Annotated in this window: 17 protein-coding genes; 12 read left to right on the forward strand and 5 right to left on the reverse strand. The window is 41.9% G+C overall.

Annotated features, from left to right (window positions below):
- The first annotated feature begins 1 nt into the window (after window position 1).
- The 3 genes from NMG48_RS20060 to NMG48_RS20070 all read left to right on the forward strand — a co-directional run bounded on the left by NMG48_RS20060 (window position 2) and on the right by NMG48_RS20070 (window position 3,911).
- On the forward strand, window positions 2-1,144 hold the full coding sequence (locus tag NMG48_RS20060) for a transposase (RefSeq protein ID WP_271252192.1): 1,143 nt from the start codon (window positions 2-4) through the stop codon (window positions 1,142-1,144).
- 99 nt (window positions 1,145-1,243) lie between these two features.
- Window positions 1,244-2,719 (forward strand): DNA cytosine methyltransferase, encoded by a 1,476-nt coding sequence (locus tag NMG48_RS20065; RefSeq protein WP_271253172.1) that lies wholly within the window; start codon window positions 1,244-1,246, stop codon window positions 2,717-2,719.
- A gap of 4 nt (window positions 2,720-2,723) precedes the next feature.
- The gene (locus NMG48_RS20070) at window positions 2,724-3,911 is read left to right on the forward strand and encodes an MvaI/BcnI family restriction endonuclease (protein WP_271253173.1); all 1,188 of its coding nucleotides are present in this window, start codon (window positions 2,724-2,726) and stop codon (window positions 3,909-3,911) included.
- 107 nt (window positions 3,912-4,018) lie between these two features.
- Here the strand turns inward: NMG48_RS20070 and ppsA are convergent, their stop codons facing one another.
- The gene (gene ppsA / locus NMG48_RS20075; protein WP_271253174.1) at window positions 4,019-6,454 is read right to left on the reverse strand and encodes a phosphoenolpyruvate synthase; all 2,436 of its coding nucleotides are present in this window, start codon (window positions 6,452-6,454) and stop codon (window positions 4,019-4,021) included.
- A 617-nt stretch (window positions 6,455-7,071) separates the two neighbouring features.
- On the reverse strand, window positions 7,072-7,434 hold the full coding sequence (locus NMG48_RS20080) for a putative quinol monooxygenase (RefSeq protein ID WP_169364215.1): 363 nt from the start codon (window positions 7,432-7,434) through the stop codon (window positions 7,072-7,074).
- A 256-nt stretch (window positions 7,435-7,690) separates the two neighbouring features.
- Between NMG48_RS20080 and NMG48_RS20085 the strand changes: the two genes are divergently transcribed.
- Window positions 7,691-9,403 carry a diflavin flavoprotein gene (locus NMG48_RS20085; RefSeq protein WP_271253175.1) on the forward strand — a complete coding sequence of 571 codons (1,713 nt, stop codon included), beginning with the start codon at window positions 7,691-7,693 and terminating at the stop codon, window positions 9,401-9,403.
- A gap of 101 nt (window positions 9,404-9,504) precedes the next feature.
- On the opposite strand, the gene pdxR is transcribed toward NMG48_RS20085, so the two are convergent.
- Window positions 9,505-10,953 carry a MocR-like pyridoxine biosynthesis transcription factor PdxR gene (pdxR, locus tag NMG48_RS20090; protein ID WP_271253176.1) on the reverse strand — a complete coding sequence of 483 codons (1,449 nt, stop codon included), beginning with the start codon at window positions 10,951-10,953 and terminating at the stop codon, window positions 9,505-9,507.
- 205 nt (window positions 10,954-11,158) lie between these two features.
- Between pdxR and NMG48_RS20095 the strand changes: the two genes are divergently transcribed.
- From NMG48_RS20095 to NMG48_RS20110, 4 genes are all read left to right on the forward strand, one after another.
- Window positions 11,159-11,392: a hypothetical protein gene (locus NMG48_RS20095; RefSeq protein ID WP_271253177.1), complete on the forward strand. Its 234-nt coding sequence runs from the start codon at window positions 11,159-11,161 to the stop codon at window positions 11,390-11,392.
- Window positions 11,393-11,548: 156 nt separating this feature from the next.
- On the forward strand, window positions 11,549-12,244 hold the full coding sequence (locus NMG48_RS20100) for a glutathione binding-like protein (RefSeq protein ID WP_271253178.1): 696 nt from the start codon (window positions 11,549-11,551) through the stop codon (window positions 12,242-12,244).
- A gap of 7 nt (window positions 12,245-12,251) precedes the next feature.
- Window positions 12,252-12,533 (forward strand): hypothetical protein, encoded by a 282-nt coding sequence (locus tag NMG48_RS20105; protein ID WP_271253179.1) that lies wholly within the window; start codon window positions 12,252-12,254, stop codon window positions 12,531-12,533.
- Window positions 12,534-12,606: 73 nt separating this feature from the next.
- A complete protein-coding gene (locus NMG48_RS20110; RefSeq protein WP_271253180.1) occupies window positions 12,607-13,362 on the forward strand; it encodes an HAD family hydrolase in 756 nt (251 codons plus the stop codon).
- Window positions 13,363-13,396: 34 nt separating this feature from the next.
- Here the strand turns inward: NMG48_RS20110 and NMG48_RS20115 are convergent, their stop codons facing one another.
- Window positions 13,397-14,086, reverse strand: a complete 690-nt coding sequence (locus NMG48_RS20115) for a zinc metallopeptidase (RefSeq protein WP_271253181.1) — start codon at window positions 14,084-14,086, stop codon at window positions 13,397-13,399.
- A gap of 589 nt (window positions 14,087-14,675) precedes the next feature.
- Here NMG48_RS20115 and NMG48_RS20120 point away from each other — a divergent pair.
- From NMG48_RS20120 to NMG48_RS20135, 4 genes are all read left to right on the forward strand, one after another.
- Window positions 14,676-15,941, forward strand: coding sequence for an ABC exporter membrane fusion protein (locus NMG48_RS20120; RefSeq protein ID WP_271253182.1), 1,266 nt, complete (start codon window positions 14,676-14,678; stop codon window positions 15,939-15,941).
- Between the two features lie 3 nt (window positions 15,942-15,944).
- Window positions 15,945-17,330, forward strand: coding sequence for an FtsX-like permease family protein (locus NMG48_RS20125; RefSeq protein WP_271253183.1), 1,386 nt, complete (start codon window positions 15,945-15,947; stop codon window positions 17,328-17,330).
- A gap of 263 nt (window positions 17,331-17,593) precedes the next feature.
- Window positions 17,594-23,494: a GAF domain-containing protein gene (locus tag NMG48_RS20130; protein ID WP_271253184.1), complete on the forward strand. Its 5,901-nt coding sequence runs from the start codon at window positions 17,594-17,596 to the stop codon at window positions 23,492-23,494.
- 51 nt (window positions 23,495-23,545) lie between these two features.
- Window positions 23,546-24,001, forward strand: coding sequence for a response regulator (locus NMG48_RS20135; RefSeq protein ID WP_271253185.1), 456 nt, complete (start codon window positions 23,546-23,548; stop codon window positions 23,999-24,001).
- A gap of 9 nt (window positions 24,002-24,010) precedes the next feature.
- On the opposite strand, the gene NMG48_RS20140 is transcribed toward NMG48_RS20135, so the two are convergent.
- Window positions 24,011-25,615: a CHAT domain-containing protein gene (locus NMG48_RS20140; RefSeq protein ID WP_271253186.1), complete on the reverse strand. Its 1,605-nt coding sequence runs from the start codon at window positions 25,613-25,615 to the stop codon at window positions 24,011-24,013.
- Window positions 25,616-25,636 lie beyond the last annotated feature (21 nt).

Genomic DNA, 25,636 nt, shown 5'->3' on the forward strand with positions numbered 1-25,636 from the left:
TATGGAAAGCATCGTTAAGCACGCCCAAGGTTTAGTGTATAGCCTAATTTGTCTGATGCCAAGTGTGTATCAAAAAGCAAGTCTGAATGCAATATTAGGGCTATTTCTGGAAGCGCAAGGGCATCCCTATCCAGAACATACACAGGTAAAATCAGCGAGTGCATTAAGCCGATTTCTCAATCACTATAACTGGTCAACAAGAGGACTAATTCGAGCAACAAGGCTGTCAATTTTGGGGCAAATCGCCAAGCATCGCCCATCGAAGAGAGTGCCATTAAAGATACTGATAGACCTGACCACCTTAGAAAAAAGCGGCAAGTTTTTACATTTGAGCAATCCCACCCCAAACGAACCAGACCCATGGGTGAGAATCCTCAACGGAAAGCGAGGACTACATCTGGTTGTACTGTATCTGGTCTATGGAGAGTGGCGCGTACCATGGAGTTTTAGAGTATGGCGCGGCAAAGGATACTCCAGTCCCTCTGACTTAGCTTGTAAGTTATTGGGGACAGTACCCAAGCAACTAACCCAAGGCAAGACTGTGATTGTCCTTGCTGATACTGAGTTTAGTACGGTGAAGTTTTTCAATGCTGTCCGCGCCAAGTCTTGGCGCATCGTTGTCGGTGTCCGCAACAATCGTAAACTTCAAGATGGACGTACCGTCAAACAACTTTATCCCCATGGCAAACGTGGACAACTAATTTTACTGGAAGGGCTAAGTACGCCTTTGACGATCTCTTGGTTCTGGCTCAAAAGAGCCGATAGTAAACGGGAGTTACGCTTTGTGGTCTCTTCTCATCCTTATTCTGGCGCTTATCTGGTGATGTTAGGTCGTAAGCGTTGGGCGATTGAGGGATTCTTCAAAACCATCAAACATCGCTTTGGTTTGCATTGTTTTGGGCAATCTACAAAACTTGGCGTTTATCGTTGGCTTATCCTCTCTCTGCTTTCTTATCTTTTGGCTCATTGGATTGATCAATGGTCGTTTCCTCCCATCTTGGACTGGAAAGCTACCTGTGATTTAACCCTTTCTGTTTTATTCCCTTCTGTCCTTTGGTTGAAACTTCTCAGGTATCTTCAAATTAGTGCCGATATTGCTGCTCGTCATGGCTTTGAAATTATTCTCAAACCCATTCCCACTTGACTCTTTCACGAATGCTGCAAGATCTCAGATATACAAAAAATAGGTAACGGATATTTTTTCCTGTTTATACTAATTGTAGGTTTGATGTAGTATTAGAGGATGAAATATATTGATTTATTCGCTGGATGTGGCGGTCTCTCACTAGGGCTTGAGAAAGCAGGTTTTAAACTGTTGTTGGCAGTTGAAAAGTCCCCTATGGCTGCCGAAACATTTTATCATAATTTCATAAGTCGAATAAAGTTGCAAGATGAGTGGATTGCATACAACAACCTAACTATTGATGAACAATTTCGTCGTAAGTTAATTGTTAATGAAGTTAGCGCGGTTCTTGAAAATATAAATATAATGGAGAACCTTGAAAGCGAGGGTGTTGACCTAATCGCAGGCGGTCCACCATGTCAAGGGTTCTCAATGGCAGGGAAAAGAAATCCAAAAGATTTACGCAATCAGTTGCCTTGGCAATTTTTAGAAATGGTTGAGAGGCTCCACCCTAAAGCAGTATTGATTGAAAATGTTTTGGGTATAAAGCAAAATTTTAATAAACATGGTGAAAAAGCTCCAATCGAGCAGATTAACTCGGCTTTGCGTGAATTGTGGCCAGGTTATGTTACTCAGCTTATTGAAGTAAATGCTATGCATTTTGGTGTTCCGCAGTATAGACCTCGTGTCATGATCTTGGGTATTCGCTCTGATATTGCAGACAAACTTAACCCTGAAATGTGGGATGGTTTTTGGAAGTCGGCTTTTGATATTGAACCGCCAGTGATTGGATATAAGCGCCCAACTTTAGCCCCAGTGACTACTTGTAAAAAAACTCTTACTGTTCGCGATGCATTGTGGGATTTAAAAGGTAGTGAATATGCTTTTTCAGCCAAAGATAAACGTTACAATTCTCCCAGTGGTAGTTATGCAAGGCTAATGCGTGAAGATTTTAGTTGGATGCCCGCGCATATCCTTAAATCTATACAATTAAACAAACTAGAAAATAATGGTTTGCGTAACCATTCAGAAAATATAGCTGATAGGTTTAGGTTGTACCAGATATTCCAAAAATATGGTGTGCCAGTAAAAATCTTTAATTTAGCAGCAAATTCCTCTTTATCTGTTCTTGAGAGAAAACAACTAATTGAAAGTGAGATAGTTAAAATAAAACTACCAGCAAAAGCCCCTGACGGCAAAGTGTTGGGAAAAGATATAGAGGAATTATTTGAAAGGATTATGAGTCTATCTACGAAAAAGCATAGTCAACGTCCATTACAATGGGATTCTCCTTCGCCGACTGTTCTATCGCTTCCAGATGATTTTGTTCATCCTAACGAGGCGCGAACTATGTCTGTACGAGAAATGGCTAGGCTACAGTCATTTCCTGATAGTTTTATCTTTCGAGCAAAAGAAACAACTGGTAGTCTACGTCGGAGATTTGAGATTCCTCAATATACCCAAGTGGGAAATGCAGTACCCCCATTAATGGCTGAAGCAGTGGGTAAAAAAATATTTGAACTTCTCAAGAAAGCCCTGAAATCTACTATAAGCTCTTGTCAGGTGTTACAAAATATAGAGAAACAGGCTAGTTAATTTGATGAGACTATTTAATCCTTTAGAAGAAAAAAACATCAAAATCTTAACTAGCGAAAATATCGAGATATCTTTCTTGATGCCTACAGCTACAGGCTTGCAAAAGTCTATCATGGATGCCACGGCTCCGTTTAGGCTTTTTCTATATGAGCGTGGTATTCATGATTATGGTACGCAGGGACAGGGAATAGAATACAAAAAACTTATCCAGTCTCATATTGCAACTGAAGATGGATTTATATCTAGTCAGACTTCATTGTATCGTCCTGTCACGAAAAAAGGCGATCCGCGTATCTGGTTCTCTGGGCTAAAGAAATATGCCGATCCCAATGATATGCTTGGCATTTTTGAGTTTGGGATGGAATTATACGTTTTTAATCTAACTAAATTTGACATTGAGCAAATTCTGAATGTTACCAATCCATTGACAGATCTAATTCGTAGCATTAGTCAAGATGCCAACAAGGTTGCCCAAGAGTTGCTTTTAAAAATTAAAACAATTGCTGCACGCGGACATATTCAAGCTATTGGGACGGGTGATACAGCAATTGGGAGGACATTGGAAAGTTTGATAGGTATCCCCATGAACTCTCGCCAAGAACCAGATTATAAAGGTATTGAGTTGAAATCATTTCGCGACAAACGAGGAAACCGTAAAACATTGTTTGCAAAAGTTCCAGATTGGAATCTAAGCAAATTCAAAAGTTCAGCAGAAATCCTTAATCAGTTTGGGTATAAACGTGGAGATGATTTCAAGCTTTACTGTACAGTCAGTACTTTGAAGCCTAATTCTCAAGGTCTATTTTTAAGAATTGATGAAAAGTTAGATCAACTTGTTGAAAGTAGTCAAGAATTAAAAATTGGTGATTTTGCGATTTGGCAATTAGCCACACTTCATGATGAACTCAAAAAGAAGCATAAGGAGACCTTTTGGATTGCTGCTGATTCCTCTAAAATCAATGAAGTTGAGTATTTCTGTTTTACAAAAATAGAACATACACGTAGTCCTATTGTGTCCCAGTTCGACTTATTGCTAGAACAGGGAATAATTACTCTTGATCATCTTATTAAGAAAACAAGTAATGGAAAAACAAATAAAGAGCGTGTAAGCGAGAAAGGTCCTTTATTTAAAATTAAACCCGATAAACTTGAACTGCTTTTCCCTCCAAGCGTGAAGTATAGCCTCAGATAAATTTACGATCATCATCGCCTTTAACAGCACCATCGAAGGATGGGCAAAAGCAATTATGTTTGTTATCTTTAGTACAAAAAAAGCGGCGCTAAGCACCGCTTTTTTATTTACATTTTGGCAAGTTCGAGCATTGTCTTTAAGACAGAATCAGGATTGAGACTGATCGAATCAATGCCTTGCTCGACGAGGAACTTAGCAAATTCAGGATAATCGCTAGGTGCTTGACCACAAATACCAATCTTGCGATGGTTTGCCTTAGCCTTCTGAATGACTGTGCGAACCATTGACTTAACCGCTTCATTGCGTTCATCAAAGATATGGGCAACGAGGGACGAGTCACGATCTAAGCCGAGAGTCAACTGTGTGAGGTCATTAGAACCAATGGAGAAACCATCAAAGACTTGGGAGAACTCATCCGCCAAGATCACGTTACTGGGGATTTCGCACATCACATAGACTTCCAAACCATTTTCGCCACGTTTCAAGCCATGTTTTTCCATTTCTGCTAGTACCTTACGACCTTCTTCGGGAGTGCGACAGAAAGGAATCATCGGAATCACGTTGGTTAAGCCCATGTCATCGCGGACACGCTTCAGAGCTTGACATTCCAAACCGTAGGCTTCACGATACTTCGGATCGTAGTAGCGGGATGCACCACGCCAGCCGATCATCGGGTTTTCTTCGGTGGGTTCAAAGGCGCGACCACCGAGCAGATTGGCGTATTCATTGCTCTTGAAGTCAGACATTCTGACGACAACGGGTTTGGGATAGAAGGCGGCGGCGATCGTGCCGATACCGTGAGCCAACTTGTCTACAAAGAAATCAGCTTTGTTTTCATAGCGTGCCGTCAGTTGCGAGATTTCCCATTTTGCCGCCTTGTCTTCAAGGGTGTCGAAATTCATCAGGGCAAGAGGATGTGCCTTGATGTGGTTAGCGATGATGAATTCCATACGAGCTAAGCCAACGCCATCGCAGGGAATGGAAGATAAACCAAATGCTTCTTCAGGGTTGCCCACGTTCATCAAGATCTTGGTGGAGAGTTTAGGTAGATTATCGAGGGAAGTCTCGATCACTTCAAAGGGAACTAGCCCTTCATAAACCTTGCCTTCTTCACCTTCAGCACAGGAAATCGTGACTTCTTGACCAGTTTTGAGAATACCTGTGGCATTGCCGCAACCGACGATCGCAGGAATACCCATTTCCCGCGCAATGATAGCAGCGTGACAGGTGCGTCCACCTTGGTTGGTGACGATCGCACTGGCTTTTTTCATGATTGGTTCCCAGTCGGGGTCAGTCTTGTTAGTGACTAGCACTTGACCTGCTTGGAAATCTTCGATGTTATGGACTTCCAAAATCACGTTCGCCTTGCCTTGACCGATCATCTCGCCCACAGCGCGACCTGTAATCAACACATTGCTAGAACCATTCAGCTTGTAGTTCCTGAGAATGTTACCTGACTTTTGCGACTGTACGGTTTCAGGTCTTGCCTGCACGATGAACAACTCCCCTGTACGTCCATCCTTCGCCCATTCAATATCCATCGGTGACAGCTTGCCGCGTACTTCTGAATAGTGATCTTCGATGATGCAAGCCCATTCTGCGAGTTTGAGAATCTCGTCATCGGTAATCGCGAACTTGACTCGTTCGGAAACGGGAACAGGAATATTCTTGGTCAGCTTACCGCCGCCAATGTCATAGACCATCTTGATTTCTTTTGTACCGAGGCGTTTTTCGAGAATCGGACGGAAGCCTTGTTTGAGAGTTGGTTTGAAAACGAAATACTCATCGGGATTGACTGCACCCTGCACCACGTTCTCACCTAGACCGTAGGCGGCGGTGATTAATGCTGCATTTTTAAAGCCTGTTTCGGTATCGATGGAAAACATCACGCCAGAAGAGGCGAGATCGGAACGTACCATCTTCTGCACGCCGACGGAAAGGGCAATATCAAAATGATCGAAGCCGTTGATGGTGCGGTAGGAAATAGCGCGATCGGTGAAGAGTGAGGCAAAGCAGCGATGGCAAGCATCGACAACTTCATTCGCACCATAGACATTGAGGTAGGTTTCCTGTTGTCCTGCGAAGCTGGCATCGGGCAAGTCTTCGGCGGTGGCACTGGAGCGGACTGCTACATCGGAGTCTTCTTCGGAACCATAGAGACTACTGAGTTTCCTATAAGACATGGCGATCGCCATTTGCAGATCGTCGGGGAATGGCGTGCTGAGGACTAATGCGCGTGCCATGCGACCGCGATCGCGCAGGTTATTCATGTCCTCAATGTCTAGATCGGCAAAGAGTTCACGCAATTTTGCTTCAAGTCCAGCTTTTTCAATGAAATGACGAAAAGCATAGGCAGTGGTCGCAAACCCATTGGGAACATTTACACCCTTAGGCTGAAGTTGACGAATCATTTCGCCAAGAGAAGCATTTTTCCCACCCACAAGCGGAATATCAGCAATTCCCACTTCTTCAAACCAAAGGACTAATGCTTGTTCTTTGGGAACATTTCTAGATGTTTCTGAGGCAAAAGTCGAGCTAGTCATAATGATTTAACTCCCTAACCAAATTAATGATTAGATCAATTCTTGTATCAATAGGGATTAAGTTTGAAGCCTTAAATATTAATTAAGAAACTTAATCAAGAAACTTTTGATTAATAACTCATTGGTTAAGTTCTATAATCAAGGCTTTATACCTTGGTATAGAACATATTGAAGCCTTCGATACCTTTTAATTATATCTACTACGGAAGCATCAAATTTACTCGGCATTACATTTGTTCATCAAGCTTTGCAAAGATTGACATTAGTTAGTAGATCTAGAATAAGCAGAGATTAATGATTGATTCTTCTAGATTTTTTAATAAATTAGCTCGTATGTTTAACTAATATTTTGAACCAATGAGAATAGCAATATTTATAGATAATTCTCATTGTAGGATCTTTAATCTTTATGGACTATAAGAAATTTTTTAAAAGTGGTGCTTTGCAACACTTTTAAAAAATTTCTTGTTTTTTGAGAAAGTGCAAAGCACTGTATCGCTGCGGTCACTTATGTTAGGACAAAAGCAAAACCCAAGAAGAGAAAGGCGGCGCTTCGCGCCGCCTTTCTCTTCTTGGGTTTTATGTCCTGATACACTTGGCGACAGCTATAGTTTTAATTAGTTGCGAAATCCATATTCGAGGACAAAAAATTGAGCATTAAAAGGAGCTAATGGTTCTCGGAGCTTGGCTAACTCTGATTCACATCCATGAATTTCCAAACGAAAAAGCTCGGCAACTTGAAGAGCTTCCTGCAAAATGCTATCTACATTTTGTAGATGAAACAATAGAGCCTCAGCATCTACATAGGCTTCACGGCAATGGGCAATATTTTCATAAAAGCTAAAACCGTAATACAGACATTTAGGTTCGGTTTTGGTCTGAGCCGTAAAGCGATCGCAGATTGACTTAAACTCTTCTAGCTTACCTTCAGGAATCTTGAAATAGGGAGCAATAGAGCAACCTGTATCTTGAGTTGACATGGTTGATTTTTCCTAAGCAGTTTTGATGGATTTTAGAAGTAGATCTTGCCTGATCTGGAGACCAAAGACTGTAACGATTTGTGGCAAAGACTTATGGCAGTGATGATTAGGGACAGCCAAATGTTTTGTGACGTGGCTTCGCCACAAAACATTTCATCAATAAGGTTTATTGAAACAATTGGGTTTTGTAATGCTTGGTAGTTCCCAACTGTCAGTACACTAGAAACAACAGTCTAGAATTTTGGAGACCGCGATCGTGACTACAACTAAACCCCGCGATGTACAGGTAATTTACATTGCTGATGAAACCTATGCGCTGCGATCGCGCAGTTGGAATCGCCTGAGATTTGAAATCGAATATGCGCTAGAAAAAGGAACTACGGCTAACTCATTCTTAATTCAAGGGAATTTACAAGCGCTAATCGATCCTCCCGGAGGCACATTTACGGAAATTTATCTAGATGAGTTGCGCAAGCGAATTAATATTCTCGATATCAGTTATGTAGTTCTCGGTCACGTTAACCAAAACCGCATTGAAACCCTTAAGGCTTTACTAGCAATTAATAATCGCATCACTTTTGTCTGTACAAATCCGGGGGCGATCACTTTACGTCAGAGTCTAGAGGAAACCTACGGAGACAAACTCAAAATTCAAGTTGTGCGTGGTGAAGAAGTCCTCGATCTTGGTAAAGGGCATGTTCTTAAATTTATTCCCACCTCCACGCCACGCCACCCCGATGAGCTTTGCACCTACGACACCAAAACGCAGATTTTATATACTGACAAATTTTTTGGCGCTCATGTCTGTGGCGATCAGGTATTTGATGAAGGTTGGAGTCAACTCTTAGGCGATCGCCGCTATTACTTTGATAGCACAATGGCAAACCAAGTCCGTCAGGTGGAATCTGCCCTCGATAAGCTCACGGATATGCCCGTTAGTTTTTATGCGCCCGGTCATGGTCCCATGCTGCGTTACGGATTGCATGAGCTGGTCAATCTCTATCGTCAATGGAGCGAAAATCAAAAGCAACAAAATATTTCCGTAGCCCTGCTCTTTGCCTCCGCCTATGGCAACACCACAACGATCGCTAATGCTCTAGCAAGGGGTATTACCAAGGCAGGGGTTGCCGTTGAGTTGATTAACTGCGAAAGTGCAGAACCAGAGGAAATTAAAGCGGCGATCGAAAAATCATCGGGCTTCCTGATTGGTTCACCGACCTTAGGCGGACATTTACCCACCCAAGTCCAAACTGCCCTCGGCATCGTTCTATCGACAGCCACTAAAAGCTATCAAGCAGGGGTATTTGGTTCCTATGGCTGGAGTGGTGAGGCGGTAGATATTATTGCTGGCAAACTTAAGGACGCAGGCTATACCCTTGCCTTTGAGCCAATTCGGATCAAGTTCACCCCTACCGAAGCTACTTTACAAGTTTGCGAAGAAACAGGTACGGATTTTGCTCAAGCCCTGAAGCGATCCAAAAAAGTTCGCACTACCTTAAACCCCGGAAGTACAGTTGAGCAAGCGGTTGGTCGCATTGTTGGTTCCCTCTGTGTATTGACGGTCAAGCGTGGGGAAATTTCCACGGCTATGCTTGCTTCATGGGTATCTCAGGCAACCTTTAATCCTCCCGGACTTACCGTTGCTGTGGCGAAGGATCGGGCGATCGAGTCCTATATGTACGAAGGCGATCGCTTTGTCTTGAATATCCTTGAGCAGGGTAAACAACTTCGTAAACACTTCATGAAAAAATTTGCCCCCGGCGAAGATCGTTTTGCGGATGTGCAAGTGGAAGCAACGGAAGGTGGTCTGATTCTGCCCGATGGTTTGGCATATTTGGAATGCCGTGTCGCGCAAAGAATGGAATGTGGCGACCACTGGCTAGTCTATGCGATCGTTGAAAATGGCAAGTTGTTGCAATCTAACGGCTTAACTGCAATCCATCACCGCAAAACTGCTAGTAATTATTAGTAAGTAGCTCGGCATCGTTATAAACGAAACCCATATTTCTGTACTGCCAACTTAACGGGCGCTACATCTGGTATAGATTGAAGGCGCAGAGCGCCTTCAATCTATACCAGATGTTGTTTGAGGATATTGCCTAATATGGCAATGCCGCGATCGATATCTTCTAGGGATTGGGAGAAATTGAGGCGAAATGCAGGATAGCCTTGCCCATCAGGAAAGAACAGCTTCCCTCTGCCAATGAGTACCTGTTGTGCGGCAGCTTCCTGTCCGACAATTTGCATTGGTGTGTGATTGGGAAGTTGTACCCAGATAAATAACCCGCCATTGGGAACTGTCCAGCGTACGGAACTAGGGAAATGTTGTTCCATTGCTTGCAGCATTCGATCATGTCTTTGATGATTGATGGTACGCAGGTGATTGAGATGGCGGCGATAATGTCCAGAGGCAATATATTCACTAGCGATCGCTTGCGTCACAGTAGAGACATGCAAATCATGGAGCAGTTTCAGTTCCACTAAAGCTTGATAATGCTTACCAGTCGATACCATATAGCCGACTCTTAGCCCCGGCATTAGCGATTTGGAGAATGTACCAATGTAGGTGACTAAATCACTACGATCTAGAACCTTGAGAGGTGCAGGGGCTGGTTCAAAGTTCAATCCTTCATAGGCATTGTCTTCTAAAATAGGACAGTTATATTTCTCCGCTAGGGAGATTAACTCGCGGCGATGGGATTGCGATGTGGTAATTCCTGTGGGATTGTGCAGGGTACTGACGGTATAGATCAGCTTAGGTTGATGACTACGCAAATATTGATGGAGCAGTTCCAAATTCATGCCATCATTCTGCATGGGAATACCGATCACCTTGATGCCCATCTTTTCTAAAATTGCGATCGCGCCATGATAGGTCGGACATTCCACAATTACCCAATCTCCTGCACGTAGATAGTACTGAAATGCTAGGGATAGAGCTTGTTTAGAGCCATTAGTAATAATCAAATTATCTGCCGATGCCTCTAGTCCCAATTTCCATGCGAGCATCTGCGCTACCTGTTTGCGAAGGGTAAACTGTCCTTGGGGAAAGTCATAGCTAAACAGTACATCTGCTACCTGAGTCATCGCTCTACGGGCAATTTTAGCCAGATCTTCTAATCCCGACGGGCGTGGAAATCCTGAAGTAAAGTCAATCACATCGGGATGTAGCTGCGCTTGCAGAGAATCCATATACTGATCGAAAAATGACTCACCCCACTTACTAGGAATTACGACCTCTTGATCGGTTTCAAGCGTAGAGCTACGCTCAGGGGAAAGCATCGCACTATTCACAAAGTAGCCTGCGCCTTGCTTAGCAGACACTAGACCATCAGCTTCAAGAACACTATAGGCTTCGATGACAGTCAACTTGTTTACCTGCACACTTTCAGCGAGAGCACGGATCGATGGTAGTTGCTCGCCTGCTTGCAGCGCTCCCGATGTAATCAGATGACTAATGCGATCGCGGATTTGGAGATAGATTGGCTCTTGGGCAGAGCGATTTAAGGGAATTCTCATAGGGCAAGCGCTACTGAGATAGTGAAAGCAGTATATAGCGATCGCTCCTCAAATTACCTAGTACAATTTTCACTAATTTTACTAGAACAGTGAAATATTTTGCTAACTGTACTAGTAAAATTGTTTGAATTTGTACCTTCCGCATCCTCTAACTCCAAGATAACAATAGGAAGTGTGAAACCTTCGCAATTGGGATAGCAAAATTATGCGAGTCTCTTTTATTCCTAATCCTATTAACATTTGGGAAGCTCTTGGCAAAGCCTTCCAAAATATCGCCCAAGCAACTTTTAATCAAAACGATGAAGCCAAAGTTTGGCAAAAAACTGATCGCTTGGGTAATTCCTACTGGTGTGTTTACGATCCTAAGACTGGTCACTCTGCGAACTTTGGCACAGAAGAAGAAGTGATGAATTGGATTGAAAGCCATTATTATTTCTAGTCCTGAAATGAGAGTATAAAGCGCTCAAAACAGAATAAACAAGTTTTTACAAGGGTTGCTTTGCAACCCTTGTAAAAACTTGTTTGGGGTTCTACCATTTTCGGCTTGCACTACAATAGGAGGAACTTTTACAAGCCTACCCAAGCACCTAAACCAATGATTGAACTCTACTATTGGCCAACTCCCAACGGGCATAAGATTACTATCTTCTTGGAAGAAGCAGAACTAGAGTATGAGATTTATCCCATTGATATTCGTGTTGGCGACCAGTTCAAACCTGAATTCCTAAATATTTCGCCCAACAATCGGATGCCCGCCATCATCGATCGCCATCCATCGGATTTTGGAGATGCCATATCTGTATTTGAGTCGGGAGCAATTTTGCAGTATCTCGCCGAGAAAACAGGAAAATTTTTGCCCACAGATTTGCGCGATCGCCTTAACGTCATGCAGTGGCTATTCTGGCAAATGGGCGGTTTAGGACCAATGGCAGGACAAAACCATCATTTCTCACAATATGCACCCGAGAAAATTCCCTATGCGATTGATCGGTATGTCAAGGAAACCAATCGTCTCTACGGAGTCCTCAATCATCAACTCGAAGGAAAAGACTACATCACTGGTGAATACTCGATCGCTGATATGGCTTCCTACCCTTGGGTATTACTGCACAAGCATCAACAGCAAAATATCGAAGACTTTCCCAATCTTCAGGCTTGGCTGCAACGCATAAGCGATCGCCCTGCGGTGATTCGTGCCTACGAACGCGCTAAACCCTTTGCCAATCAACCAACAATTACCGAAGAAAGCAAGAAAATTCTCTTTGGACAGACTGCGGCAAGGTCGCTATAATTTTTGTATGGAAATCAATAATGCTCTTAGCTTAATTCTTGGTGCAGTCGCCGTTGGGGCTGCGATTTGGGCAACTTCAGCAATCTTAGAACTTCTTGCTAAATTAGTTGGAAAATTTGCGATCGCTGCTATCTCTCTCATTTTAGTAGCAATTTACTTAAAAGTTTATGTAGGGATCGATATCTTACAGAGTCTGACCGATTTTGGACAATTGGTGATCGATGCCGTTGGACAATTAGTTCAAATTGTTTTTTCTCTCTTTTCGCAAGTAAATTTACCAATCGAGTGATTGTATTAGCCATCACTGCCAAGAATCATAATGAGTTTCAAAACCCTCAAATCATCACTCTCAAATCATCTTTATGCCTTTACTTCCCATCAATCAAAGTGATTTGTCTGTCATTCGCTTGATTGCGTCAGATGTAGATGGCACACTAACTGAAAATGGTAAATTCAATCCCAATTTTATTGCTACGCTCCATTGTTTAAGAGATGCAGGAATTAAACTTCTGCTAGTGACAGGACGCTCGGCAGGTTGGGTTAGTGCTTTGGTCAATTATTTGCCTGTCGAGGCAGCGATCGCTGAAAATGGTGGGTTGTATTTGCAATCCGATGGTTATCAACATTGCCTTGCCGATATTCCCAATCTATCACAGCATCGTCTTCTATTAGAAAATGCGCTCCATCGGATTCAAAAAACCTATTCTCATTTACAACCCTCTGCGGATAATCAATTTCGTCTTACCGATTGGACATTTGATGTAGATAATTTGTCTGACGATGACATCAATGCGATCGCTCAGCAATGCCATGAAATGGGTTTAGGTTTTACCTACAGCACCGTGCAATGTCATATCAAACTGGCAAATCAAGACAAAGCAACGGGCTTGAAGCAAGTATTAGCAAAGTTCTATCCAGAGTTGGAGCCATATCAAGTGCTAACGGTTGGAGATAGTCCGAATGATGAAGCGATGTTTGCTCCTGATCATTTTCCACTCTCAGTTGGTGTAGCGAATATCCTGCATTATCAAGATAAAATGCGTCATCTTCCCAAATATGTCACGCAGGCGGCAGAATTTGCAGGATTTGCAGAATTGATTGATTTAATCACTAAATAGGCGGTGCGGTGCACCGCCTATTTTATTTAGTTGGTTAGCGATCGCCTCGAAGTAAGAGTAGTTGGACAAGTTGTAGAGCCGCATAAATTGCTGTGGCAACATAGGTCCAAGCCGCCGCACTTAACACCTTACGAGCGCCAATATTTTCATTCCCTTGGAGGATGCCTAACTCATCAATAAGTCTTAAGGCTCGTCTAGAAGCATCAAACTCAACGGGTAAGGTGACAATATGAAACAGAATTGCTCCTGCAAATAAAGCAATACCAATATTAATAAAAACTGTACTCAAACTTCCAAGAGAAGTGAGAAACAGACCTGCCATGACCAGCAAAGGTCCAAAGTTTGCCCCAATATTTGCCACTGGTACTAGGGATGCACGGATATTCATAAATTGATAACCGCGCACATCTTGCAACACATGTCCGCATTCATGGGCAGCGATCGCCGCCGCCGCTAGGGAAGATGAAGCATATACGGACTCAGATAATCGCACAGCTTTGGCTGAGGGATCGTAGTGATCGGTGAGTTCACCTGCAACTGGCTCAACCGTAACATCATAGATTCCCATACGTTGCAGGATCGTTTGGGCAACTTGTGCACCTGTCATGCCCAGACTAGAGCGGATATCTGCGTATTTTTCGTAGGTTGCCTTGACACGCTGTTGCGCCCAAAACATCAAGATCATTCCAGGGATCAAGATTAAATAGGATGAGTGAAACAACATTAACTTCGCTCCTTCAGTTCTCTATATCTATGTAATATTATGGCTCTGCCTTCCTAGAATCTGCTGGTAGGGAAAACACTACTAAGTAAGCTGGGCGCAATTAAAAATAAAACCCTAAAAGCTGTGGCGCACGCATAGCGTGCGCCACAGCTTTTGGTTCTATTTTTTAATTATGCCTAGCTACTTAGTAGTAGCCTGAAAACTCATAACACTTAGAGATGAAACCAGAACTAAAAATTTTACTAAAAAACGCGAGTTCGAGATAATTTGAAACGGGCTTTGAGAGAGGGTTTGCTACATAAACCCTCTCTCAAAGCCCAAAAGTAAAAGCCTTGCTAAGCAAGGCTTTTACTTTTGGGCTTTGAAAATTTGCCAACTTAGCCCGAACTGACGTTAAAAACATTGCGAAGTAGCAAAATTAGCAAAATTAACAAAATTTTGTGATCTCTTGGGTTATAAATAGCTGCAAAAAATGTGATCGCTTAAACTAGCCTATATGTAGGAGTCTTGATGTATAAACAAGCTGGTATATCTTGGTAGACTATTGGCTAGTTTTTGATTAGGTTTTAGCAATGAGGATGAGGAGCATATGCAGGTAGATGAACAATCAGGAAAACAAGCAGAAACAGCCATAGAGGTGGGTAATATTGAGAATCCACCAACCGCATCTCCCCAAAATACTCAACCTAACACGATGAAAAATGTCCTAGAACCAAAACGATCTAACAAATACTTAATTCCTGCGATCGCACTGGCTTTAGCATTACTAGGCGTGAGTATTTGGTTTGTACTGGGGCGCTCTAATAACCCATCATCAACTACATCTACACCTGCCAATAATGCTACTAACAAAGAACAGTCCAGAGCCATTAGTGCCTTAGGTCGATTGGAACCACAGGGCGAAGTGATCAAAGTTGCGTCACCCTCAGCCCTCGGCACATCTCGCATTGTAAAATTGCTGGTCAAAGAAGGCGATATGGTTAAACAAGGTCAGGTAATTGCAGTTCTAGATAGCTACGATCGCTCAGTTGCTGCCTTGCTCCAAGCTCAAAGTCAAGCCCAAGAAAGTGAACGTAATCTTGCCAAAGTGCGGGCTGGGGCAAAAAGTGGTGACATCATCGCCCAAGAAGGCAACGTGCTGTCTGCCGCCGCTAATATCAAAGTCCTTGAAGCTAATGCGACGAGAATTCGCTCTGAACTAGAAATCGCAGGTAGAGATTACAATCGTTTCCTTCAGGTTTATAAAGAGGGAGCCATTTCTCAAACAGTGCTAGATACCTACCGACTCAAGGTTGAAACTCTGCAAGGGCAGTTTACGCAAGCAGAGCAGCAAATTCAGCAAGCTCAATTCCAATTGAGGCAGTCTCAAGGTTTGTTAAATAGCGTGAGAGAAGTTCGCCCTACGGATGTGCAATTTGCTGAAGCTCAATTACAAACAGCGATCGTAAATGTCAAAAAAGCCGAAGTTGATCTTGATTTATCTCAAGTTCGCGCTCCTATTGATGGACAAGTTCTCAAAATCAACTCTAAAACTGGAGAAGTTGTCAGTCAGACGAATGGAGTAATGGATCTTGGCAACACAAAACAGATGTATGTGGTTGCCGAAATCTATGAAACTGACATCGGCAAAATTAAAGTTGGACAGAAAGCAACCATTCAAAGTGAAGCCTTTGATGGAGAGATTACAGGCAAGGTGGATAGTATTGGTTTGCGGATTGCCAAAAATGATGTTCTTGGTACTGATCCTGCGGCTAAGACCGATGCGCGCATCATTGAAATCAAAATCAAGCTTGATGATAGTCAAAAAGTTTCAGGGCTTACCAATTTACAAGTTAGAGTCAAAGTTGAAGTTTAATCTATGATTTTTGCTGTACCTCTCGCTTGGTTACAACTTACCTACGAAAAAAGTCGTCTTCTGGTTGCGATCGCAGGGATAACTTTTGCGGTTGTCTTGATGTTTTTACAACTGGGCTTTCGCGATGCTCTCTTTACCAGTGCGATTCGACTCCAAAGCAATCTCGTTGGAGATTTGGTAATTATCAGTCCGCAGTCCACCAACCTTGTCGGGATGCGAAATTTCTCCCAACGTCGCCTTTATCAAACCTTAGGGATGAAGGAAGTTGATTCCGTAAATCCAGTTTATATCGGACTTGCCGCTTGGAAAATCAAAGAAGATCCTGCGGGACAAACTCGGAATATTTTGATATTAGGAGCAAATCCTGATGCGAAGGTCTTTAAAATGGCTGGTGCTGAATCAAATATCAATCGTGTTAAAACTGAGGATGTGGTTCTATTTGATCGCGCTTCCCGTGCTGAGTTTGGACCTATTGTCAGTGAATGTGGTTCCTTAGCTCTCAAAACCATTTTCAGTGAGGAAGCCTTTACCTGTAAAAATTTAGTTAATCGCGAGGTCGCCAATCGTAAGCTCATCATCGGCGGCTTATTTGAGCTAGGTGCATCCTTTGCCGCTGATGGCACACTCATTACCAGTGACACCAACTTTCTAAGGATTTTTGATAACCGTCGTGCAGGGTTGATTAACGCTGGCTTGATCAATTTGAAACCTGATGCATCGCCTTACGAAGCTATGCGAAATTTTATTCTTGAGCAAAATGGTGATACCGTTGTTTTGCCTCGCGATAAGTTACAACCCGACGGCAAAAAAGTTCGGATTTTGTATAAAGAAAGCATTGGTGCGGATGGTAAGGTGATCCGTGAAGAAGACAAAAATAAAGTACTGATCTCCAAATCAGATTTGACAGTTGAAGATCTGCAAAAATCTCAGGATGCAGCGATCGATGATACCCGTATCTTAACGATGCAGGGCTATATCGAATTCGAGAAGGGATATTGGCAAAAGAGTACAGCGATCGGATTTATTTTCAGTCTTGGTACAGTCATGGGCTTCATTGTTGGGATTGTGATTGTCTATCAAATTCTCTACACTGATGTATCCGATCATCTTGCGGAATATGCCACACTCAAGGCAATGGGCTATAACAACTTATACCTCGCTCAAGTGGTAATTCAGGAAGCATTTGTATTATCAATTCTCGGATTTATTCCCGGGCTAGGTATCTCTTTTGGACTTTATAATCTCACCAAAAATGCCACCTTGTTACCATTGTATATTTGGGATAAAGCTATTCCCGTCATGATCTTAACTATGATTATGTGTGTGATCTCAGGAGCAATATCGCTACGCAAAGTTCAATCTGCTGATCCTGCGGAAATTTTTGGATAAAACCCCATACCAAAATCCCTAAAAACAAAGGGAACATGTTATGTTCCCTTTGTTTTTAGGGATTTATAATGAATTTGTACCACTTTGTCTAATTTGCACCAAAGATAAAAGAGCATATTTTGGTTGATATGTAATGGTTACACTATATATAGCAGTCCTAAATCATTTGTAGATTTTTAGGTTTGTATTAGACCGATCCTTCAGATCGATCTTCCATAAACCAATTAGGATTGCCATATAACCAGTAAAAATTACCTTATATCATGCTTTTAAATATACCTGAATACCAAATTATTGATAAAATTCATGATGGAGGGGATTCACAAGTTTATCGAGGTGTTCGTACACAAGATAATCTAAGTGTAGTTCTGAAGGTGTTAAATGCTAAATTTCCCGATATTCAAACAATAGGAAAATATAAAAAAGAATATGAAATCACTAAGAGCTTTACTTCAGATCTCATAATCAGTGCATACGACTTTAAGCAATATCAAAATAGTTTTGTAATTATATTAGAAGACTTTGGTGGTGAGTCTCTAAATCATTTCTTGACGGCACAACAGTCCGATCTAATTGACTCTCTAAAGTTAGCTATTCAAATTAGTGAGAGTGTGGGGCAAATCCATGTAGCAAATATCATTCATAAAGATATTAATCCATCAAATATCGTCTTTAATCCAAAGACAAAACAGTTAAAAATAATTGATTTTGGGATTGCGTCCTCCTTGCCAAAGGAAACTTTAATTGTCAATCATCATGACATTTTAGAAGGGACTTTAGCTTATATGTCACCCGAACAAACAGGGCGGATGAATCGATCGCTAGATTATCGCACTGATATTTATTCGATGGGTGTGACTTTTTATCAAATGCTAACTGGACGTTTACCATTTACATCTGATGATCCGTTAGAGTTAATTCATCATCACTTAGCCCTAGAGCCAATCTCACCACATTTAATTAATGCCCAAATCCCATTCATACTTTCGCAAATCATCCTGAAACTGTTAGCGAAGAATGCCGAAGAACGCTATCAAAGTGTATGGGGAGTAAAAGCGGATCTGGAGAAATGTCTAGAGCAGTTACAGACACAGGGAAAAATTGCCCATTTTGATCTAGCACAACAGGATATTACTGATAAATTCCTTATTCCTGAGAAGCTCTATGGCAGATCTAAAGAAATTTCGAGCCTACTGGCAGCTTTTTCCAAGGTTATGCTCAATAATGTCAATCATGATCCTAATAGCGATCGCCTTGAAGTATTGCCTGAGATAGTCTTGATATCTGGATATGCTGGTATTGGCAAATCTAGATTAGTCAAAGAAGTGCATCGGCTGATTGGACAAAATTATGTACATTTTATCATCGGTAAGTTTGACCAATATCAGCGAAATATTCCCTATCTAGCAATTATCCAAGCATTTCAGGGCTTAATTAAACACTTACTTACTGAAGATGAGGATCGTTTAAATCAATGGCGATCGCGTCTAATAACTGCTTTAGGAACTAATAGTTATTTAATTACTCAAGTAATTCCTGATTTAGAGTTAATCATTGCTAAACAAGAGCATAGTTCGGAAATATCCAATTATGTATCTGCTAGCGATGCTCAAAATCGATTCAATCGTGTTTTTCAAAATTTTATTCATGTGTTTGCCCAATCAGAACATCCGCTGGTAATTTTTTTAGATGATTTGCAATGGGCTGATCGTGCCTCTTTAAAACTGTTACAGATTTTAGCAACTACAAATGCAAAACAATCTCTAATGTTGGTAGCAGCATATCGGAATAACGAGGTGAATGCTGCACATCCGATGATGCAGATGATTGACAATATTCAAAAAGCAAATGGTGAGGTTTGTCAACTATTTTTGTCAACGCTCAATCTTACAGATATCACGCAATTGATTACGGATACTTTGCACTGTGTAAATACTGATGCTTTGCCACTAGCGGAACTAGTTCGCCAAAAGACAGGTGGCAATCCCTTCTTTATGAATGAATTTTTGAAATCTCTCTATGACGAAAGGTTAATTGGATTTAACTATCAATTCCGTCAATGGGAATGGTCGATTACACAGATACAGGAACGGGAAATTACCGATAATGTGGTTGGTTTGATGGCGGGGAAAATTCAAAAGCTGAATCCTGATACGCAGCGCTTGTTACAAATTGCGGCTTGTATTGGTAATGAATTTGATCTCGATCTACTCGTATTTGCGTCGGATCTATCCTATATCACAACAATTCAATGCCTAATCTATGCGATCGCGGAAGGACTGCTCCTCCCCCTAAGTAATGCCTATCAGTCGCTGTACTATGGGATTGAGTTAACGAGCGATTGCCCTATCATCAATTATAAATTTGTGCATGATCGCATTCAGCAAGCCGCTTATTCATTGATTTCTGATACTGATAGGTCAGCTTTTCATTATCGAATTGGTAAATTATTGCTAGATCAAACAGAACATTTATCCGAGAAACTAGAAGAGCAGATTTTTCGGATTGTTAATCAATTTAGATTAGGTAGTAGCCAAATTACGACCCAACAGGAACGTGACTACTTAGTGCAACTTTATCTCTTAGCTGGGCGTAAAGCGCGTCTATCCTATGCCTATGAGTCTAGTGTGCAGTATTGCGAGATGGGGATTCAACTATTATCTGAGGATGCTTGGGAGCGTTACCCTCAAATTACACAGGATATCTATCTAGAAGCGATTACTGCCGCTTGTTTAGCAGGGAGATTTGAGCTGGTCGATGTACTCATTGACGTTGCTAAGCCCCATTTTGCTCTGATTCAAGACCAAATTAAATTAATCGAAGTTCAGATTCAATCCTTGATTGCGCGAAATCGACTGCCTGAAGCGATCGCGATCGGCTTAGAGATACTGCATCAGTTAGGAGTAGAGATCCCGCAACAACCCGATCAACAGTTCATAGACAATGCTTTTAAGCTAATTTCTCAAAAGTTGTCAGAAACGGAAGATGTACTACATTTGCCAGTAATGGACAATCCTCAGAAATTGTCAGCTATTAATACTTTAAGCAATATATCCTCTGCTGCTTACATTGGGTTTCCTGCTTTATACCCATTAATTGTACTCAAGCAGATTGAACTATCTTTACAATTTGGGAATACTTTGGAAACTGCCTATGCTTTTTCTACCTACGGCTTGATTTTATGTGTGATTGGCAAGATCGAAGAGGGCAATCAAGCCGCCGATATAGCCTTGGCTGTGATGCAGAAGCTTCATGCGAATAACTTCAAAGCAAAAATATTTAACTTGATTTATCATTTTATTCGTCCTTGGAAAGAGCCAGCCCGTCAAGCAATTGCGCCTTTATTAGAAGGATATCAAGCGGGAGTTGAATCAGGAGATTTAGAATTTGCTGCCTATTGCTTATTTAATCATTGTCAAATTGCGTACTTTTCAGGAGAAAACTTGCTCACACTAAAGCAAGATATGGCAATTTATGGAAAAATAATCGCTAACTTAAAACAGGTGGTCGCGCTGAATTTCCATCAAATTGGTCAACAAGCAGTCTTAAATTTTCTCGATGAGGCAGAAAACCCTCAATTTTTAATTGGTGAGGTTTATAACGAAATTGAGCGTTTGCCGTTACATTTAGCCTCAGGGGATACCTATTCCACGGCTACTGCCTATATCCAAAAGTTGATCTTGAGTTATCATTTTGCCTCACCACAGGAAGCCCTTGCGATCGCGAAACTTGCGAATCAGGCAATTGGTGGTGCTACAGGAGCGATCCAATTTGGTGCATTTTATTTCTATCATGCGTTAACGTTATTAGCGAATACTGAAATAACTGATGAAATAACTGCGGCAGATATAGCTAATCCAGAAATCTTGAATGATCTTGACAAGCTGAGTAGTTGGGCAGTACATGCACCGACTAACTTTGCCCATCGATGCGATCTAGTGCGTGCGGAAATGGCGCGGGTAATGGATCAAAAAATGGAGGCAATGGATTTATATGATCAAGCGATCGCCTTCGCTAAAGAGAATCAGTATATTCATGAAGAAGCCTTAGCCAATGAATTAGCTGCCAAGTTTTATCTAGGCTATGGTAAAACTACAATTGCTAAAGCCTATATGCAGGAGGCAAGGCAAGGCTATTTACAATGGGGAGCCTTCGCTAAGGTAAAGCATTTAGAAAGTTGCTATCCTGAACTCCTAGAAATACTTTCCACTAATCTCAAAGCTGATCAAAATAACCACATTAATCGAGCAACTCAATCCTCCTCCAATAATTTAGCATCCCTCGAACTAGGATCTTTTTTGAGAGCTTCGCAGGCGATCGCTAACGAAATAAAGCTAGATCAGCTTTTAGAAACCCTGATGAATATTTTAATTGAGAATGCAGGAGCGCAAACAGGTTACTTGCTACTGCCTAGGCATTTATCGATTTCCGCAAATTCATCTAATCAAAATCAATGGACGATTGCGGCAATTAAAACAATTAGCTATGAGCATGTTGTTTTGCAGTCAATTGCGATGGATACTCTTTCCATAGATGGTACTTACTACATCCCACTTTCTGTAGTTAATTATGTGATTCGCACCCATGAGAGAGTAGTTCTGCATAACGCTACCCAAATTGGTGATTTTCAGAATGATCCTTGGATTGTGCAGTATCAATCAAAGTCTCTACTCTGTATGCCTTTGATCAATCGAGGAAATCTCAGTGCCATTGTGTTATTGGAAAATAATTTGATCACTGACGCATTTACACCAGAGCGATTAGAAGTGCTTAATTTGCTCTCAACTCAAGCTGCTATTTCGATTAGTAAAGCGCGTTTATTAAAACAACAAGATCAACTCAATCAAACTTTGCAAGCAGAAATAGGCGATCGCCTGTTAGCCGAAAAAGCCCTACAAGAACAAAATCAGCGTACTCAGATTTTTGCAGAGGTCTCTCTTAAAATTCGGCAATCGATTGAACTGCAAGAGATTCTTCAAACAACAGTGACAGAAATTCAAAGGGTTTTGAAAGCGGATCGAGTGATCATCTACCAAATTAACTCCGATAAAACAGGACGGGTTGCAGCAGAATCTGTAGTGCCTTCATGTCAATCTTTAATTAATCAAGAAATATTTGATCCTTGCTTTGAGGAATGTGTAGAAAAGTATGCGCAAGGAGGATCTACTGCAATTAATAATATCGATAATTCGGATATTAAACCCTGTCATGCTGATTTTCTCAAGCAATTTGGCGTGAAAGCGAATCTCGTCGTTCCTATTTTACAGACAGATCAACTATGGGGCTTACTAATCGTTCATCAATGCGATCATCCTCGTGATTGGACAGAATTTGAAACGGAATTTCTTGTACAGCTAGCTAATCAATTAGGCATCGCTCTATTTCAAAGTCAGCTTGTGAGTAGTCTTCGCCAAAATGAGCATTCCTTAAATCAACTTAATGAGGAGTTAGAACATCGGGTTATGCAACGGACAGCAGAGCTAGAAGCAGTTAACAAAGAACTAGAATCTTTCTCCTATTCGGTTTCCCATGACCTACGCGCACCATTGCGGGCTGTTGTTGGATTTTCGCGGATGTTACAGGAAGACTATAGCGATCGCTTAGATACTGAAGGTAATCGATTTCTTAAGGTTGTGCGCGACAATGCCAAGCGTATGGGGGAATTGATTGACAATCTCCTTGACTTATCTCGCTTAAATCGCAAGGAGATGTTGCGGCGATCTATTTCTGTAAATAACTTGATTCAACAGTTGTTAAGTGATTTTGCTCCAGAAATAGCATCGCGGCAGATCGAGTTTATCTTTGGAGATTTACCAGATTGTCAAGCAGATATCTCTCTATTGACCCAAGTTTGGATTAACTTATTGTCCAATGCGATCAAATATACGAGCAAGACAGATCATGCGCGTATTGAAATTGGTTCTCAAACAATTAATGGAGAGATAGTGTACTTTATCCGAGATAATGGTGCTGGCTTTGATATGCAGTATGCCGATAAGTTATTTGGCGTATTTCAACGAATGCACCTTGATCGTGAGTTTGAAGGTACTGGTATTGGCTTAGCGATCGTTCAGCGTATTGTCCAGCGTCATGGTGGACATATTTGGGCAGAAGCGGCAATCAATCAAGGTGCGACTTTTTACTTTACGATTCCCAATCGTTAGGCTTGGCAGTGGTTCGCGCCGAGACCTGTATTAATCATTAACTGTAAGCCAATGACTGAACAATTTTCCGAGCAACCTGTCTTTATTTTGTTAGTCGAAGATAACCCTAATGATGCTGAATTAGCAATTCGAGCTTTACGCCGTAGCAGGATTAGTAATCAAATTCAGTTGTTACAAGATGGTGCAGAAGCCCTTGATTTTCTTTTTTGTCGTGGAGACTATGCCCATCGTCACATTAGCGATCAGCCTAAGGTGATTCTGTTAGATTTAAAATTACCCAAAGTCAGTGGTCTCGAAGTCCTAAAACAGCTAAAAGCTAATCCACATACCCAAATGATTCCCATAGTGGTGTTGACCTCGTCTTCAGAGGATCGTGATGTGCTCGAAAGCTATAAATTAGGTGTAAATAGCTATATTGTGAAGCCCGTTGATTTTGAACAATTTAACAAAGCGGTTGAACAGTTAGGATTTTATTGGTTATTAATGAATCGATCGCCTGTTTCTTGATGGCGCTTGCTATAACCAGTTTCCGACTAGAGTAAATGAAGACCAAAAATAAGGATGTTTGAGATCAATACCTCTAGCGTCAATGGAAAAGGGGATATTGGGAAAGCCTTTGATGCCTTTAATCTGATTGTTGGCGAGCGTAACTTCACCATGCAAAAAGGCTAATTGGGCTTCTTGAAGAGCGAGCGCTTTACTTGGTGCAGTTGGTAAGCCCTGATAGAAGCGAATCATTAAGGGGGCAGTGCCAGCATCACTGACTTCCCATAAAGATGCCAATACACTGGTTGCACCCGAATCAACGGCTAAACCTGCTAAGCCAAGATTCTGTCCTAGTGCGGTTTCACAAGCGCTGAGGGTGAGGAGATCGGTCACTAGATTCATTTGAGACATCTGACTCATTTGTAAGCGATCGCCCCAGAATTGGATAAAGGATTTTTGTGGGGATTCACTGAGGAATTTGGCATGGGTGGCGAGATGCACAATTCCAAATTTTTGATTGCTTAATTGCGATCGCAGATTGTCCTTTGTAAAATCTTGATTGAGGAAATTCTTCCCGACTAGTACTTTGGAGGCAATGGTTTCTACTTCGACCTTTGTAGCTGGTAGTGGCGATAAACCTTCGACGGATTCTGAGAGTCCCATTGCTAAGATCTGCGGAGTCAGAGTGCGATCGGGGCGATTGGGTTGTGTGAGTTGCCATGATGGAATCGATGTCACTGCATATTTCTCGATCAGATAACGTTGTCCATCGTGAAAGGCAGCAGGGGGAACTACGCGCAAATTCCCATTCATCACAAATACAATCGTTTTGACCTGTGCTTTCTCTAGTTCAGGTTCGATGGGGCGAATGATCCAGTCATACAGTTGTTGCGATTGGGGTAGAAAATCATAGGATCGGGCATCTTGTAGATTATTGCGAAAGTCAAAAATGACGCGATCGACTTGCTCCGTGGTCACATTGTAAGCAACCTTGCGAACAGGAGTTCCATTGTTATCATTACTCTGGACTAAGAAACTCTGGTCTAAGAATGGCAATCCCACTTTTTCTTCTAAGGACTTTGTGCCGATCCGAGTCCGCGGAAATAAGCCAGCAGGTCTAGTGGGTTTGGACGGTGGTATGGCAATTAATTCTAAGCCACCTTTTGATGTGGTGACATAAATGAGTGCTGTGGGGCTGCCTGTCAGTTGCGAGATGCGCTTTACCTCAGAGGCATAACAGTCATTACTATCAGGTTGGCGCGATCGCAATCGTTTCCGTAGATAACCTTCTAGCTCAGCGTTATATCCCTTTTCGAGCGCATTACAAGCCTCAGGCAATTGATTTTGGGCGGCATATTGTCTTGCTAGAAGAAAATACAAGCGACTGATTTGTCCACGAATTTCGGCAATATCAGGAGATAAATCCACCTGTTGCTCAGGCTGAGAATTCCTAGAACCGCCCAATAAATTGATCAAGTCTAAAATCCGCGAGGGATCGAATCCAGTATTAGTTTGTGAGGGCTGAGGACTTCTCTGTGGTTGTGGCATGGAAGTTTGCGATCGCGCAGGATTTGCAGCACTCAGCGAAAGCATTGTCAGGGTTAGGGAAAGCCCCCATAACAGAGAAGGTCGCATCTGAATTTTCTCCTAAAGAAC

It is taken from the genome of Pseudanabaena sp. Chao 1811, assembly GCF_027942295.1.
GTDB lineage: Bacteria > Cyanobacteriota > Cyanobacteriia > Pseudanabaenales > Pseudanabaenaceae > Pseudanabaena.

Excerpts from the sequence above, each read along its gene's own strand:
- NMG48_RS20060 (WP_271252192.1), top strand. The coding sequence starts at position 2 with ATGGAAAGCATCGTTAAGCACGCCCAAGGTTTAGTGTATAGCCTAATT.
- NMG48_RS20065 (WP_271253172.1), top strand. The coding sequence starts at position 1,244 with ATGAAATATATTGATTTATTCGCTGGATGTGGCGGTCTCTCACTAGGG.
- NMG48_RS20070 (WP_271253173.1), top strand. The coding sequence starts at position 2,724 with ATGAGACTATTTAATCCTTTAGAAGAAAAAAACATCAAAATCTTAACT.
- ppsA (WP_271253174.1), bottom strand. The coding sequence starts at position 6,454 with ATGACTAGCTCGACTTTTGCCTCAGAAACATCTAGAAATGTTCCCAAA.
- NMG48_RS20080 (WP_169364215.1), bottom strand. The coding sequence starts at position 7,434 with ATGTCAACTCAAGATACAGGTTGCTCTATTGCTCCCTATTTCAAGATT.
- pdxR (WP_271253176.1), bottom strand. The coding sequence starts at position 10,953 with ATGAGAATTCCCTTAAATCGCTCTGCCCAAGAGCCAATCTATCTCCAA.
- NMG48_RS20095 (WP_271253177.1), top strand. The coding sequence starts at position 11,159 with ATGCGAGTCTCTTTTATTCCTAATCCTATTAACATTTGGGAAGCTCTT.
- NMG48_RS20100 (WP_271253178.1), top strand. The coding sequence starts at position 11,549 with ATGATTGAACTCTACTATTGGCCAACTCCCAACGGGCATAAGATTACT.
- NMG48_RS20105 (WP_271253179.1), top strand. The coding sequence starts at position 12,252 with ATGGAAATCAATAATGCTCTTAGCTTAATTCTTGGTGCAGTCGCCGTT.
- NMG48_RS20110 (WP_271253180.1), top strand. The coding sequence starts at position 12,607 with ATGCCTTTACTTCCCATCAATCAAAGTGATTTGTCTGTCATTCGCTTG.
- NMG48_RS20115 (WP_271253181.1), bottom strand. The coding sequence starts at position 14,086 with ATGTTGTTTCACTCATCCTATTTAATCTTGATCCCTGGAATGATCTTG.
- NMG48_RS20120 (WP_271253182.1), top strand. The coding sequence starts at position 14,676 with ATGCAGGTAGATGAACAATCAGGAAAACAAGCAGAAACAGCCATAGAG.
- NMG48_RS20125 (WP_271253183.1), top strand. The coding sequence starts at position 15,945 with ATGATTTTTGCTGTACCTCTCGCTTGGTTACAACTTACCTACGAAAAA.
- NMG48_RS20130 (WP_271253184.1), top strand. The coding sequence starts at position 17,594 with ATGCTTTTAAATATACCTGAATACCAAATTATTGATAAAATTCATGAT.
- NMG48_RS20135 (WP_271253185.1), top strand. The coding sequence starts at position 23,546 with ATGACTGAACAATTTTCCGAGCAACCTGTCTTTATTTTGTTAGTCGAA.
- NMG48_RS20140 (WP_271253186.1), bottom strand. The coding sequence starts at position 25,615 with ATGCGACCTTCTCTGTTATGGGGGCTTTCCCTAACCCTGACAATGCTT.